Annotated in this window: 14 protein-coding genes; 8 read left to right on the forward strand and 6 right to left on the reverse strand. The window is 71.6% G+C overall.

Translation table 11 applies throughout. The features are described 5' to 3' along the window. Nucleotides 1–55 precede the first annotated feature (55 nt). The gene (locus tag ABZY12_RS07685) at nucleotides 56–1,000 is read left to right on the forward strand and encodes an NADP-dependent oxidoreductase (RefSeq protein ID WP_356888228.1); all 945 of its coding nucleotides are present in this window, start codon (nucleotides 56–58) and stop codon (nucleotides 998–1,000) included. A gap of 128 nt (nucleotides 1,001–1,128) precedes the next feature. Here ABZY12_RS07685 and ABZY12_RS07690 read toward each other — a convergent pair whose 3' ends face one another. Then, a complete protein-coding gene (locus ABZY12_RS07690) occupies nucleotides 1,129–4,548 on the reverse strand; it encodes a hypothetical protein (protein ID WP_356888230.1) in 3,420 nt (1,139 codons plus the stop codon). A 146-nt stretch (nucleotides 4,549–4,694) separates the two neighbouring features. Here ABZY12_RS07690 and ABZY12_RS07695 point away from each other — a divergent pair, with 146 nt between their 5' ends. Continuing rightward, on the forward strand, nucleotides 4,695–5,162 hold the full coding sequence (locus ABZY12_RS07695; protein WP_356888232.1) for a MarR family transcriptional regulator: 468 nt from the start codon (nucleotides 4,695–4,697) through the stop codon (nucleotides 5,160–5,162). A 97-nt stretch (nucleotides 5,163–5,259) separates the two neighbouring features. Beyond that, complete coding sequence (locus tag ABZY12_RS07700; RefSeq protein WP_356888234.1) at nucleotides 5,260–6,147, forward strand: glycoside hydrolase family 19 protein; 888 nt, start codon at nucleotides 5,260–5,262, stop codon at nucleotides 6,145–6,147. 69 nt (nucleotides 6,148–6,216) lie between these two features. Here ABZY12_RS07700 and ABZY12_RS07705 read toward each other — a convergent pair whose 3' ends face one another. From ABZY12_RS07705 to ABZY12_RS07715, 3 genes are all read right to left on the reverse strand, one after another. After that, a complete protein-coding gene (locus tag ABZY12_RS07705; protein ID WP_356888236.1) occupies nucleotides 6,217–6,516 on the reverse strand; it encodes a hypothetical protein in 300 nt (99 codons plus the stop codon). 176 nt (nucleotides 6,517–6,692) lie between these two features. Next, a complete protein-coding gene (locus ABZY12_RS07710) occupies nucleotides 6,693–7,196 on the reverse strand; it encodes a MarR family transcriptional regulator (protein WP_356888238.1) in 504 nt (167 codons plus the stop codon). Continuing rightward, nucleotides 7,193–7,801, reverse strand: a complete 609-nt coding sequence (locus ABZY12_RS07715) for a DJ-1/PfpI family protein (RefSeq protein ID WP_356888240.1) — start codon at nucleotides 7,799–7,801, stop codon at nucleotides 7,193–7,195. The genes ABZY12_RS07710 and ABZY12_RS07715 overlap by 4 nt, the downstream gene beginning before the upstream one ends. Nucleotides 7,802–7,970: 169 nt before the next feature. On the opposite strand from ABZY12_RS07715, the gene ABZY12_RS07720 reads away from it, so the two are divergent. After that, on the forward strand, nucleotides 7,971–9,332 hold the full coding sequence (locus tag ABZY12_RS07720; protein WP_356888242.1) for an aspartate aminotransferase family protein: 1,362 nt from the start codon (nucleotides 7,971–7,973) through the stop codon (nucleotides 9,330–9,332). Between the two features lie 39 nt (nucleotides 9,333–9,371). Here the strand turns inward: ABZY12_RS07720 and ABZY12_RS07725 are convergent, their stop codons facing one another. Beyond that, a complete protein-coding gene (locus ABZY12_RS07725) occupies nucleotides 9,372–10,031 on the reverse strand; it encodes a TetR/AcrR family transcriptional regulator (protein ID WP_356888244.1) in 660 nt (219 codons plus the stop codon). A gap of 61 nt (nucleotides 10,032–10,092) precedes the next feature. Between ABZY12_RS07725 and ABZY12_RS07730 the strand changes: the two genes are divergently transcribed. The 3 genes from ABZY12_RS07730 to ABZY12_RS07740 all read left to right on the forward strand — a co-directional run bounded on the left by ABZY12_RS07730 (nucleotide 10,093) and on the right by ABZY12_RS07740 (nucleotide 12,068). Next, nucleotides 10,093–10,488 carry a DUF6463 family protein gene (locus tag ABZY12_RS07730; protein WP_356888246.1) on the forward strand — a complete coding sequence of 132 codons (396 nt, stop codon included), beginning with the start codon at nucleotides 10,093–10,095 and terminating at the stop codon, nucleotides 10,486–10,488. 69 nt (nucleotides 10,489–10,557) lie between these two features. Further along, entirely contained in the window at nucleotides 10,558–11,280 is a 723-nt protein-coding gene (locus ABZY12_RS07735; protein ID WP_356888248.1) for a GntR family transcriptional regulator, read from the forward strand. Between the two features lie 137 nt (nucleotides 11,281–11,417). Next, nucleotides 11,418–12,068, forward strand: a complete 651-nt coding sequence (locus ABZY12_RS07740; RefSeq protein ID WP_356888250.1) for a hypothetical protein — start codon at nucleotides 11,418–11,420, stop codon at nucleotides 12,066–12,068. Between the two features lie 151 nt (nucleotides 12,069–12,219). Here ABZY12_RS07740 and ABZY12_RS07745 read toward each other — a convergent pair whose 3' ends face one another. Next, nucleotides 12,220–12,927 carry an SLATT domain-containing protein gene (locus ABZY12_RS07745; protein WP_356888578.1) on the reverse strand — a complete coding sequence of 236 codons (708 nt, stop codon included), beginning with the start codon at nucleotides 12,925–12,927 and terminating at the stop codon, nucleotides 12,220–12,222. Between the two features lie 267 nt (nucleotides 12,928–13,194). Here ABZY12_RS07745 and ABZY12_RS07750 point away from each other — a divergent pair, with 267 nt between their 5' ends. Beyond that, nucleotides 13,195–13,530 carry a YbaB/EbfC family nucleoid-associated protein gene (locus ABZY12_RS07750; protein WP_356888579.1) on the forward strand — a complete coding sequence of 112 codons (336 nt, stop codon included), beginning with the start codon at nucleotides 13,195–13,197 and terminating at the stop codon, nucleotides 13,528–13,530. Nucleotides 13,531–13,594 lie beyond the last annotated feature (64 nt).

Here is a 13,594-nt window from a genome sequence, read left to right on the forward strand (position 1 = left end):
GGGTGGGGAGCGTGGGTGTAATGGCCACGAGGGGGCGCCGTCGGAGAGGAACCCCATGCGTGTCGTCGAAGTGACCGCCTACGGCGGCCCTGAGGTCCTGAGGATCGCCCGCCGGCCCGAGCCGGAGCCCGGCGACGTCCCGGGCCGGGTACGGGTGCGTCTCAAGGCGGCCTCCGTGAACCAGGAGGACCTGAAGATCCGCTCCGGCGCGCGGGCCGCCGCCCTAGGCGCCCTCGCTCCGCCGCTCGTCCTCGGCTCCGACTTCGCGGGCACCCTCCTCGACCCGGCGCCCGGAATGCCGACGGGAACCCGCGTGGCCGGGTTCGTGCCCTGGATGGAGACGGGCGGCCAGGGCACGTACGCCGAGATCATCCTGGTCGAGCCGGAGTGGCTCGCCCCGATCCCGGACGACGTGGACTACACCGCGGCGGCGTCGCTGCCGCTGTCCTCCGTGACCGCCCGGCAGGCGGTCGACCAACTGGGGCTCCCCTCGGGCTCGACCGTGCTCATCACGGGTGCGAGTGGTGTGGTGGGGCGGTTCGCGGTGCAGCACGCGGTGGCGGACGGCCTGCGGGTGATCGCTCTCGGCCTCCCGGGCGACGAGTACGAACTCGGTGTGCTCGGCGCCGCGCACGTTCTGCCGGTGCCCCGGGGCGCGTCGCCGGCCGAGATCACGGGAGTGCTCACGTCCCTCCCGGAACCCGTGGACGGCATCTTCGACGCGGCACTGCTCGGCCCCCCGCTGCTGTCGGTGCTGAAGGACGACGGTGTCTTCGTCTCGGCCTCGCAGGAGCGGATGCCCACCGCCGAGCGGGGCATCTCGGTCTCGGCGGTACGGGGCAGGCCGGACCAGGCGCGGTTGAAGGAGATGCTGGAGCAGGTGGCGGCCAGGAAGCTGATCACCCGCGTTGCGGACGTCATGCCCCTGGAAGAGGCGGCCGAGGCCCACCGCAGGGTGGAGGCGGGCCACCGCCCCGGCCGTCTGGTGCTGCTGGTCTGAGAAGCCCGGCCTGTGAGAAGCCTGCCCTGAGAAGCCGCTCCGAGGAGCCCGGCCTGAGAGGCTCGGCCCTGAGGAGCCCGGCCGGGCCGCTCTGAGGAGCGCCCGGCCGGACCGGCCTCACGGCGGGGTCAGAGGGCGTGGAAGCCCTGGACGTCGGCGATCAGGTCGACGCTGCCCGCGTGGTTGTAGAGGGTGACCTTCCCGTCCTTCACGGGCACGGTCACCAGGTTGGACACGGTCCCCCCGGCCGGCACGTTCAGATTGGACGCGCTGGTGCGGGTGGTGTTGTACGGGTAGACGGAGACGAACGTGGACGCGGTCGCGTTGGTCGCGGTCACGTTCAGGGTGACAGCGGTGACCCCGGTGGCCGGAATGCCCGCCTTCCCGGCGACGCTCAGCGTGACGGTGCCCTTCGCGCCTGCCTTCGCCTTGGCGACACCGGTGCCGTCACGGGTGTCCATCAGCCGGGTCGGGGCCAGCGGCTCGTAGAGCGAGCCCAGGTTCGCGCCGGTGTAGTACCCCGCCAAATCGGCGATCAGGTCGACCGCCCCGTTGTGGTTGTACAGGTCGATCCCGCCGTCCTTGACCGGCACGACCACGAGGTTCGAGCGGGTCTCGCCCGCGCTCGGGTTCAGGTGCGAACCGACGACCGGGTCACCGGTGCGCAGGGCGGCGACGAAGGTCGGCTTCGTCACGTTGGTCGCCGTCAGGTTCAGCACGACCGCGGTCACGTCCTCGCCGCCCACGGCGGTGCCCTTGAAGGACAGATGTGCCCGCGAGCCGCCCTGCACCTTCGCCTTGGGCACGCCCAGGCCGCTGCGGGTGTCCAGGGCCCGCCAGGGCGTCATCGGCCGGTAGAGGGAGCCCTCCTCGTCGGAATGGGCGTACGCGCCGGCGAGGTCGGCGATGAGGTCGACCGTGCCGCCGTGGTTGTAGAAGGTCGCCTTCCCGTACGTGAGGGGAACCACGACCAGGTTGGAGACCGTCTCGCCGGCCGGCACGTTCAGGTTCGACGCACTGGAGCGGGTCGTGTGGGCGGGGTATGCGGACACGAACGTGCCCGCGGTCGCGTTGGTGGCGGTGACGTGCAGCGCCACGGCCTCGGTGGTGTACTCGCTGATGCCCGGGAGGTCCGTCAGGTCCAGCGTGACCGTGCCCCGGGGGCCGAGCTTGGCCTTGGAGACTCCGGTGCCGTCGCGGGTGTCCATCACGCGCCGGGTCGGCAGGCTCGTGAACGAATCGCTCGCGGGCGAGCTGCCCCCGCGCAGGATGGTGGTGCCGGTCAGCTTCACGTCGCCGCCGACGCCGTCGGCGGGCCGCGCGGTCAGGGTCCAGGCGTACTCGCCGTTGGCCAGGTGGTTCCAGTCCTTGTCGTAGCCCGTCCAGATCGGCCGCAGGTAGTGAGCGTCGGTCCCGGAGGCCAGCACGCTGACCTTGCCGGTGAGGAGGTGGCGGGCCGTCAGGGACCAGTCCCCGAAGGGCCGCGACGCCGTCACCGCGGTCAGCGGCGTGTTGTTGCCCGGGAGCGTGAGGGGGGAGTCCTGCCGGGAGAGGACCTGGAGGGGCTGAGGCGCGATGCCGCTCCGGACGAGATGCACCTGCTCCTCGGCGTCCGCGTAGGCGATGTGGCCGCCGAACTTGTCCACGGTCCAGCGGGCGCGCCGCTGGGAGACGCCGGTGTCGGGCAGGTCGCCGACGACGCGGCTGACCGGGTGGGCGGCGTCGGTGCCGGTGAGGACGAGCTTGCCGGCGGCCTTGTCGTGGGTGACGACGTAGCCGTCGCCGAGCAGGGCCTCGTCCGAAGGGACGGCCTGGGAGGACTTCGCGGTACGGTCGTAGACCCCGGCGGGCCCGTTCCCGCCGCAGCTCCAGTAGAGCCAACGGCCGGTGCTCTGGAGCTCCTCGGGGACGCACGGGGCGCCCGTGTTCACCGTCTCGACGGTCTGACCGGTCTTCAGGTCTTTGGCCGTGACCGCGCCCTTCTCCTTCTCGGCGCTCCACAGCACGGAGCCCCACAGGGCGGCGGCGACCGGTGCGCGCTCCTCCAGGACGGTGCCGGCGCCGGTGCCGTCACCGGCACCTTCCGCGAGGTGCAGGACGCGCTGCGTGGGGACCGATCCCACGGTGGTGTCCACGATCAGGTACGGGCCGTTGACGTCCCGCAGCCGGGCGGTGTCGTCCTGGCGCGTGTAGCTGGAGACGTCAGGACCGCTGAGGAAGAACATGCCGCCGGAGCGTGAGACGAATCGTCCGTCGCCGGTGGCCCAGTACTCGGAGCACACGACTTTGCCCGCGAAGCACAGGGACATGCTGTGCTGTTGCTTGCGCTCGCCGTAGCTCAAGGGCCCGGTCGTGCTGACCAGCCGGTTCCACCGGCTGGGGGTGGCGGCGGTCTGCCAGCTGAAGGAGTCGCTGTGGTCGAGGACCGAGAGCTCTCCCTGGGCGAGGGCGAGACTCTCGATGCGCGCCGTGTGAGGCGGCAGCTTCTTCACCAGCGACACGACAGGCTTGCCGTCGACTCCGGCCGTGACGCGCCGGATGCCCCAGTCGGCCGGTCCCGTACCACCCACGGCGACGACCGTGCCGTCGGGCCCGACGGCCGACCGGTAGCTGTCCTTGATCAGCTCGACCAGGCCGGTGCCCTTGATGGGCACGGAACTGAGGTTGAACGAGTCCTTGCCCGAAGCGTTGAAGGTCAGCCGGTCGCCGACGATGCCCAGGTGGTCCATCGGCGTGCGGGCGCTGCTCAGGTACTTCGTGATGAGCGGTGCCGACAGGTCGGTGCGGGAGGCGATCTCGACGCTGCTGCCCCGGGTGCCGTCGTACATCGCGATGTACTTGGGCGAGAGGAGCACGTCGGTGTCCCACGAGTACACCTCGGGGGTGAGCCCCTGGATCCTGCCGGTGACGGCGGAGACCACGACGAAGCGGTGCTTCCCGTTGCCGGCGGGGCCCGGCAGCACGATCGACTCGGCGTCACCCGCCACGGCCGTCGTGTAGTCGAAGCCCCGAAGCTCCTCGATCTCCACGTCGGCGGTCGTACCGTCGGCCTTGGGCGTCAGCAGGTGCGCGGTCTTCGCCGTGGTGTCGAAGGCGACGACGGTGGAGCCGTAGACCTTTACTCCGGTCCGGCCGGCCGGCACGGCGACGGTGCGGACGGAGCCGTCCGCGTGCCGCAGTTCGACGCGGTCGGGATGGACGTACGCCAGGGCGTCGGTACCGGTGCCCCTGACGGTGCCCCCCTCCGGCGCGGTGACCGGGAAGCTTTTCCCGTCCGAGAATCGGGTCCACAGGGTGCCCTGGGTCCCCGCCTCCGAATGGAAGACGCCCTCCACGCCGACGGAGTCGGCGTCACCGGACACGGCGCTCCCGGCGCGGAAGAACTTCGCCTCCCGCGGGTCCTTGTGGTGGGCCGCCGGCACCACGACCTCCTGCGGCACCGGTGTGTCCGCGGCGGCCGATGTCGCGAGCGGCACCACACCGCCCATGGTGCAGCCGATGCCCAGCGCGGCGGCGAGCGCGCCCCGCGCGAGGGTATGACGAACCAACTGAGTTCCCTCCCCGTTTCCCCGTTCCCCCTGCTCCGGCCCCCCGTGCAGGTCAGGGGAGCGTAACAGCCAGATCAGACGAATCTGTCGGTGTTTCGAACCCGTTCAAAGGATGAGGCCGTAATCTGCGCGGCATGAGTCGCGACATGAGCGCAGAGGCCGGGGACCATGCCCACGAGACGGACGAGCGGCAGACCCCGGCCCGCCTTCGCGCGCTGCCGAGCCGTCTGCTCGCCCTGACCGCCGCGCGGGCGGACCGCCTCGTCAGTGCCGGACTCGCGGGCGAGGACGCCCGCAAGTGGCACTACGCGGTGCTCGTCTCCCTCGACGACTTCGGCCCGACCAGTCAGGCCGGCCTGAGCCGTCGCACCGGCATCTACCGCAGCGACCTGGTCGCCGTCATCAACGAACTCGCCGAACGCGGCCATGTCGAGCGCACCACGGACCCGGAGGACCGCCGCCGCAACGTCGTCACACTCACCGCGCGGGGCCGGGAGCATCTCGAACGCCTCGACCGGATCCTCGCCGAGGTCCAGGACGAGCTGCTGGAGCCGCTCTCCCAGGCCGAACGCGCCGTGCTGACAAGCCTGTTGGAGCGCCTGCTCCACCGCTGAGGGCGTCTGGCCACGCGTGTCACAAAAGCTGGTCTAGACCTTGACAGGTCCAGACCAAAGGCGCTTCCCTGGCCTTCCCCCACGGAAGGACGAGCGCATGCTGCGACGCCTGCTCACTCTCATGGCCGCCCTCTGCGCGGCGATCGGTCTCGCCGTACTCCTCCCCGCGAACGCGGGCGCGGCCCCCGCCTGTGTGGCGGGCTGGAACTCCTCCAGCGTCTACACGGGCGGCATGACCGCTTCGTACAACGGCCACAACTGGTACGCGAAGTGGTGGACGCAGAACGAACGCCCCGGCACCGCCGACGTCTGGCGCGACGAGGGCACGTGCGGCGGCGGTGGCGGTACGACGCCGCCTCCGTCCTCCGGATTCGTCGTCACCGAAGGCCAGTTCAACCAGATGTTCCCGAGCCGGAACTCCTTCTACACGTACAGCGGTCTGACGGCGGCCCTCAGCGCCTACCCGGCCTTCGCGAACACCGGCAGCGACACCGTGAAGAAGCAGGAGGCCGCGGCCTTCCTCGCCAACGTCAGCCACGAGACCGGCGGCCTGGTCCACATCGTCGAGCAGAACACCGCCAACTACCCCCACTACTGCGACAGCGGCCAGCCCTACGGCTGCCCCGCCGGCCGGGCCGCCTACTACGGCCGCGGCCCCATCCAGCTCTCCTGGAACTTCAACTACAAGGCCGCCGGTGACGCCCTCGGCATCGACCTCCTCAACAACCCGTACCGCGTCGAGCGCGAGGCGGCCGTCGCCTGGAAGACCGGCCTCTGGTACTGGAACACCCAGAACGGCCCCGGCACGATGACCGGCCACAACGCCATGGTCAACGGCGCGGGCTTCGGCCAGACGATCCGCTCGATCAACGGCGCGCTGGAGTGCGACGGCAAGAACCCGGCGCAGGTCCAGAGCCGGGTGAGCAAGTACCAGCAGTTCGCCCAGCTCCTGGGCGTTCCGACGGGTTCGAACCTGTACTGCTGAGCCGCACGACCGCGTACGACGTCGGTTCCCGGGGCCCTTGGCGGAGGGTCCCGGGAACCGCAGTGTTCGTCAGTACTTGTTGACGAAGCCCCACCAGCTCGCGCCGCTCCTCTGGCAGTAGCCCGAGGTCGCGGGAGTGGCGGCGATGTGACGCCGGACGCCGGCATCGCACTCGGCCTCGCTCCAGTACGACGACAGGCAGCGGTAGCCCGCTCGAGGCGTCGGTGAGGTGGGCGGGGGCGGGCAGGACATGATCACGACATCGGCCACCGACGCCTGTGCCGGCGCGGCCGACGCGGGAGCGGCCATGGCGCCCACCGCGAGCATGGCACCCACCCCCGCGCTCGCGAACAACGTGCGAACCATCATGCTGAGTGACTCCTCCGTCGCTTGGGCCCCGGCGTTCCGGGGCCCGACGCGGCGCCACTCTGGCCGCCCGACGGAAGCGGGCGAAAGGCCCTTCCCCGTCCGGGACATCCACGACGGCGTCCCGGACACGCCCCGAACCTGTCCGGGACGCCCTCCTGTGCGTCGGGACCCGGTGTTCACTCGGGCGAGGGCGTACGCGCGGGGGGCCACGAACCGACCGGGGGAGCGGGGTCGCTCCCGCTGACCTTCTCCAGTGCCCGGGAGAGCCGCTCCAGGACCCGTACGGTCTCCTCGAACTCCGCCTGGCCGCCGAGGGCGTTCGCGAGGCGGGCCGCGAGGGCCGCGTGGCCCGGGTCGAGGCGTTCGACGGCCGCGCGGCCGTCGGCCGTCGGGGTCAGGAGCTTGGCGCGGCGGTGGGCCGGATTGGGCTCGTACACCGCGAGGCCACGCTCCACCAGGAGGTCGGCGACGCGCTGCACGCTCTGGCGGGTGATGCCCATGGTGCGGGCGATGCCGGCGACCGGCTGGGGGTCGCGCAGTACGGCTCCGAGGACCTGCCACCAGGCGGCGGTGAGGCCGACCGGGCGGGCCAGCTCCTCGGAGACGGCGAGGAACTGGCCGTTCAGACGGAAGACGCCGAGCGCCGTGCGGGTGAGGGCGTCCTGCTGCTCGCGGTTCACGAGTTGAGCTCTTCGTACGCCGCCGGGTCCGAGTCGTGGAAGAGGCGGTACCAGGCGTCCAGTCGGGCGCCCTCGAAGGCGCCCATCCGTCCGAGCACCTCGCGGGCGAAGGCCACCGGCTCGGTCGGTCCGGCCGTGATCAGGTCGCCGGCGCCGTCGGCGCCCTTGTCGGTGACCGCGTCCGCGTCGACGTAGTGCTCGCCGCCCTTGTAGCCGGTCGCGGCCAGGTAGAACGAGACGGCGCTGGTGTGCGCGCGGTCGTCGAGGAGGCCCTCGCGGGCCAGTCCCGCCGTGGCGCCGCAGATGGCGGCGACGGGGACGCCCGCGTCGAGGAAGCGGCGCGCCGCGGCCGCGAAGGGGGCGAGGTCGTCGCCCGTGTCCCAGAGGTCGCCGCCCGGCAGGATCAGGAGCGCGCTGTCCTCGGGCCGGAGGTCCTCCAGGGCGAGGTCGGGGACGATCCGCATCCCGCCGATGGTGGTGACGGGGTCGGTGGTCGGCCCGACGGTGCGGATCTCGTGGCCCGCACGGGCGAGCCAGGCGGTGGCGTGGCCGGGCTCCCAGTCGGCGAGGGTGTCGTAGACGGCGAGGTGGACGGTGCGGGCCATGACGGGCCTCCTGCTCGTGTCGGTGCCGTTCCCTGTATGACAGAAGGCTGTCATGACGACAGAGTGCTGTCAATGGTGATACGGCCCCGGCAACGTGTCGGGTCCCTCCGGGTCTCGGTGGACAAGATGGTCATGGCCGCTCCGACCTGCGCGTACCTACCCTGGCGACATGACCCCTCATGTCGAACCCGACCCCCAGGCCGGCGCGGCCGTGAAGGCCGCCGACCGTGCGCACGTGTTCCACTCCTGGTCCGCCCAGGGCCTGATCGACCCCCTCGCCGTCGCCGGCGCCGAAGGTTCGTACTTCTGGGACTACGACGGCAACCGCTACCTCGACTTCACCAGCGGCCTCGTCTACACCAACATCGGCTACCAGCACCCGAAGGTCGTCGCCGCCATCCAGGAGCAGGCCGCGAAGCTCACCACCTTCGCGCCCGCCTTCGCCCTCGACGTACGCTCCGAGGCCGCACGCCTCATCGCCGAGCGCACGCCGGGTGACCTGGACAAGATCTTCTTCACCAACGGCGGTGCCGAGGCCGTCGAGAACGCCGTCCGGATGGCCCGTCTGCACACGGGCCGTCACAAGATCCTGAGTGCCTACCGCTCGTACCACGGCGGCACCTCCACCGCGATCAACCTCACCGGCGACCCGCGCCGCTGGGCGTCCGACACCGGCTCCGCGGGCGTCGTGCGCTTCTGGGCGCCGTTCCTCTACCGCTCGCCGTTCTACGCCGAGAACGAGCGGCAGGAGTGCGAGCGGGCGCTCGCGCACCTGGAGGACACCATCGCCTTCGAGGGTCCGGCCACCATCGCCGCGATCATCCTGGAGACCGTCCCCGGCACCGCCGGCATCATGACCCCGCCACCCGGCTACCTCGCCGGCGTCCGCGAGATCTGCGACAGGTACGGGATCGTCTTCGTCCTCGACGAGGTCATGGCCGGTTTCGGCCGTACGGGCGCGTGGTTCGCCGCCGACCACTTCGGCGTCGTGCCCGATCTGATGACCTTCGCCAAGGGCGTGAACTCCGGTTACGTCCCCCTCGGCGGTGTCGCGATCAGCGCCGAGATCGCCGCGACGTTCGACAAGCGCCCCTACCCGGGCGGTCTGACCTACTCCGGGCACCCGCTGGCCTGCGCCGCCGCCGTCGCCACGATCCAGGTGATGGAGGACGAGAAGGTCGTCGAGCACGCCGCACACATCGGCGAGACCGTCCTCGGGCCCGGTCTGCGCGAGCTCGCCGAGCGCCACCCGTCGGTCGGGGAGGTGCGCGGCCTGGGAGTGTTCTGGGCGCTCGACCTCGTCAAGAACAAGGAGACGCGCGAGCCGCTCGTGCCGTACAACGCGGCCGGTGAGGCCAACGCCCCCATGGCGGCCTTCGGCGCGGCGGCCAAGAAGCACGGCCTGTGGCCCTTCATCAACATGAACCGCACCCATGCCGTCCCCGCCTGCAACGTCTCCGAGGCGGAGGTCAAGGAGGGCCTCGCCGCCCTGGACGCCGCGCTGAGCGCGGCCGACGAGCACACGGTGTGACGGCGTAGACCGTCAGAGGTCTCCGAGGTCGCAGTGGTCTCAGGGGTCGTCCGGACTGTGTCCCGGACGGCCCCTTCGCTGTGCGGTCGCGGTCGCGGACCCGGTCGCCGCCTGGCGCGGCGCGGTCAGTGCGGCCGCGATCAGACCGCCCAACGGCTCCGCCAGCCCCAGCGGGTCGCGGTGTTGAAGGAACAGCGTGGTGAAGATCGGCCCGGTCACCAAGGCGTGGACGACGTGGACGTCCGGGCGGTCCGGCGGTGGCGGAAGTTCGCCTCGGGCGACCGCGCGGTCCAGCAGCCGCTCGACACCGGCCAGTTCGCCGACGAGGAACCGCTCACGGAAACGGGCCCCCAGGCTGGTGTCCGGCCTCATGTCCGCCAGTAGCCCCAGCGCCGCGGCGGAGGACGCCGGGCTGCTCAGCGTGACCGCGATCTCCTCGACGAGCGCGGTGAGATCGCCGACGAGGCTGCCCGTGTCGGCCGGATCGAGCGGTTCCGCCGCGTGGACCGTGGCGGCGAAGACCATCTCCTGCTTGGTGGCGTGGCGTCGGTAGATCGCGGCCTTGCCGACTCCCGCGCGCTCGGCCACCGCGTCCATGGTGAGCCGGGCGTACCCGTCCCTGGCGAGGAGTTCGCGTGTGGCGTCGAGGATCGCCGCGTCCACCCGAGCATCCCGTGGTCGTCCTGTTCCGGCTGCCATGACCCCATGTTACGGTACCCACAGTTCCGAAACTGTTGGTTTCGAAAGTGGGGGCACGGTCATGGTCGTACGCGCGGGGCGCATCCTGGTCTTTCTCGGCACGCTGCATCTCGTCCTGCTCCTGGCGATGAGCGCCGGACGCCTCGACGACTGGTTCGGCGGGGCCATGTGGTTCCTGAAGGGAGACGCGTTCTTCGAGCCGACCGGCGCGGCGAGCGCCTTCTGGATCTCGCTGGGGAGCTTCGCCCTGCCCCTGCTGCTCCTCGGGCTCCTGGTCTCGTACCTCGGAAAGGCGGGCGTGCCGGTGCCGCCCTCCATCGGCTGGGGGCTCGCGCTGTGGTGTGCCGTCTGCGCGGTGGTCGTCGTTCCCACGCCGATGCCGCTGGTCCTCGTTCCGGCGGTGATGCTGATCCGGCAGAACCAGAAGACGTCGGTCGCCGGCCCGAAGGCGGCGTAGCGCTCCGACCGGCCCCGTTCCCCGCTGGACTAGGGTGTCCGGAACCGGACGGAGGGGGAGCCGACCATCATGCCCGCGAGCGGAGCCGTCACCCGCAACACCCTGCGACAGCAGATCGCGGACGCGCTGCGTGACGAAGTGCTCGCCGGGCGTCTCCAGCCCGGACAGGAATTCACCGTCAAGCAGATAGCCGAGCAGTACGGGGTGTCGGCGACGCCGGTACGCGAAGCCCTCGTCGACCTGTCCGCGCAGGGGCTTCTCGACTCCGACCAGCACCGCGGTTTCCGTGTCCACGAGTTCTCGGTCGACGACTACCGCGGGATGGTCGAGGCCCGCATGCTCGTCGTCGACGGCATCTTCCGCCGGCACGCGCCCGCCCCGGCCCCGCTCGCGGCCGCCGTGCCGGACGTGGGGCTCGGGGTCGCGCTCGTCTCCGTACGGCGCCGGGGCGAGGCGGCCGCGCGGGCGGCCCGTGCCGGGGACCTGGACATCCTCATCGGCTACGACATCCGCTACTGGCGCGAGCTGGGCCGGCTGGTGTCCGCCAACGACTACATCGCCGACTTCCTCCACCGGCTGCGGATCCAGGCGTGGGTCTTCTCCGTGCCGTATCTGCGCTCCGACCCGGATCTGCGGGGCTGGCTGTGGAGCGGCCACGTGGACCTGGTCGACGCGATCACGCTCGGGGACCCGGAGGCGGCGGTCGCCGTCGTACGGGCGTACAACACGCAGTCGCTGGAGTGGGCGGACCGGCTGGAGCGGCCCGGCGGCGGCCGGGCGGCGCGGGTCTGAGCGGGGCTGAGCGGAGCCGGACCGAGCGGAGCCCGGGTTGACCGGGGACGCCGGCGGGCAGGTCACCAGCGGGTGTGCGACGCGGACCGCGCCGATTACCCTGGCCGTCCCTGCAACTGACGGAGAGCGAGCCTCCCTTGGCCTGTGACCTGTGGCTGGTCCCCCTTGTCGACGTGCTGTGCCACAGCCCCGACAATCCCTTCGCCGAAGAGATCGCCGCCTACGACCAGGCCCTCACCGAGTCCGGTCTGCCCACCGTGCCCGTCTTCGCCTACATGCCGGGGCTCTCCGGTGACGTGGCGCCCGTCGCCGGGTTCGACTACGACGCCCTGCACTTCCTGCGCCGCGCCTATCTGCTGCGGATCTGCGGTCTCCCCGTCGAACCGGTCGACGAGCTCGGCGGGGACTACGAGCAGCTCCTGGAGATGTTCGAGGCGACCGCCCAGCAGTCCCACCTCGTCTGGCACTACGACCACGCCGGTGCGTACGTCCCCGTGGACTTCCCCGCCCCGCTCTCCAACGACGAACTCCTGGAGGGTGGCGGCCCGCTCGGGTCCTCGCACGGGCTGCTGCGGGAGCTGGAGTTCGTCGCGCCCGCGATCGGGATCGACCCGGCCAACCCGCCGGCCGCGCCGCTGCCACCGGAGCGGCCGACCGAGCTGGAGGAACCGGCGGGACCCATTCCGTACGACGACAGTCCGTTCGCGCGGGAGCGTCATGTGTGGCTGGGGCTGCACGCGGCGGCGACCCGGAGCCTCGGACAGGGCTCGATGATCATCCTCAGCTGAGCCTTCGCCGTGGAGGGCGGCTCGCTCCTCGTCGCCCTCCACGGAACGGGGTCAGCGCGGCTCGCGCCTGTTCAGCACGGCCGCGCCGGGGTCAGCGCGGCTCGGGCTTGTTCAGCGCGGCTCCGCCGGGAGCACCGCCGCTTCGGCCTGGTCAGCGCGGCTCCGGCGGGCGCTGTCTCGGCATGTTCGGGCGGGTGCCCGGGGGCAGCGGGAAGCGGGCCGGGGGCTGGCCGGCCTCCTGACGGGGCGCGGGGGTGCCCACCGCCTGGAGGGCCGGCGGCGCCGGGCCGGAGCGGAACTCGACCATCCAGTCCGCGGTCTCCGCCCGTACCAGCTCCGTCACGTCCTCCGAGAAGCGCCGCAGCACCCCCAGGCACCGCTCCGCGGCCTCGCTCGCCGTCCCCTCCGTCGGCCCGAGGACCTCGCGTACGCTCTCCGACGCCCAGTCGAACTGCAGCGTCTGCAGCCGGCGCTGCACCGCCTGTGCCGTCGCCACGTCCCTTATCCAGCCGGACGTCAGCCCGAAGTACCGGTCGCACGCCATGCAGGCCGCGCCGAGCAGCAGGGACAGGTACCCCCACCCCGCCGCCCCGTCCGCGACCTCCGTCAGGTCGAGCAGCGGCAGCGCGGCGCCCGCGATGACGCCCAGCGCCGTACCGAGCCGCAGCGCCCGCGCGCAGCGGCGCTTCCAGACGCGGTCGGACAGATACCACTCCGCCGTGCGCAGCGCGTTGGACTCGACCCAGCGGTACAGCTCGTCCAGCCGTTCCGCGGGCTCGCCCCAGTCGCCGAGCGGGAAGGGCGTCCCGGTCAGATCACGGCGGACCGGCCTCTCGGGCTGCCCCGGCGGCGGCTGCATCTCCGGCTGCTGGCTCACCGGGGGACTCCTCTGTTCAGCTCAGCGCTCGTGTCCTTCTGTGACATGCGGTGCACGTGGTGCCTGCCCTTCCTACCGCCGAATGGTGGGCTGTGGGCCCGGAATCCCGGGATTTCCGCCCGCAAGAGGGTCTTGATCAGGTAGAGGAGCCCGCAGTTTCTCACTCGAAAGAGTTGTGGCGGCGGCTCGTGCGGGGACCACGTAGGCTCGGCGTACCGAACATCAGTCGTCGAAATGCCAGGAGTGACCGTGATTCCCGGTGGTGGTCAGCCCAACATGCAGCAGCTCCTCCAGCAGGCCCAGAAGATGCAGCAGGACCTCGCGCGCGCCCAGGAGGAGCTCGCCGCGACGGAGGTCGAGGGACAGGCGGGCGGTGGCCTGGTCACGGCGACGGTGACCGGCTCCGGCGAGCTGCGCGGCCTGGTGATCGACCCCAAGGCCGTCGACCCCGAGGACACCGAGACGCTGGCCGATCTGGTCGTGGCCGCGGTCAAGGCCGCCAACGACAACGCCCAGGAGCTGCAGCAGGCCAAGCTGGGCCCGCTGACGCAGGGCCTGGGCGGCATGCCGGGCCTGGGCTTCTGAGCCCCGCGCTCGCGTCCCCGGGCTTCTAAGGCATCGCTTCAGCCACTACCGTAAGAATCAAGCA

The sequence above is a fragment of the Streptomyces sp. NPDC006551 genome, from assembly GCF_040611675.1.
In the GTDB taxonomy this organism is placed as follows: Bacteria; Actinomycetota; Actinomycetes; order Streptomycetales; family Streptomycetaceae; genus Streptomyces.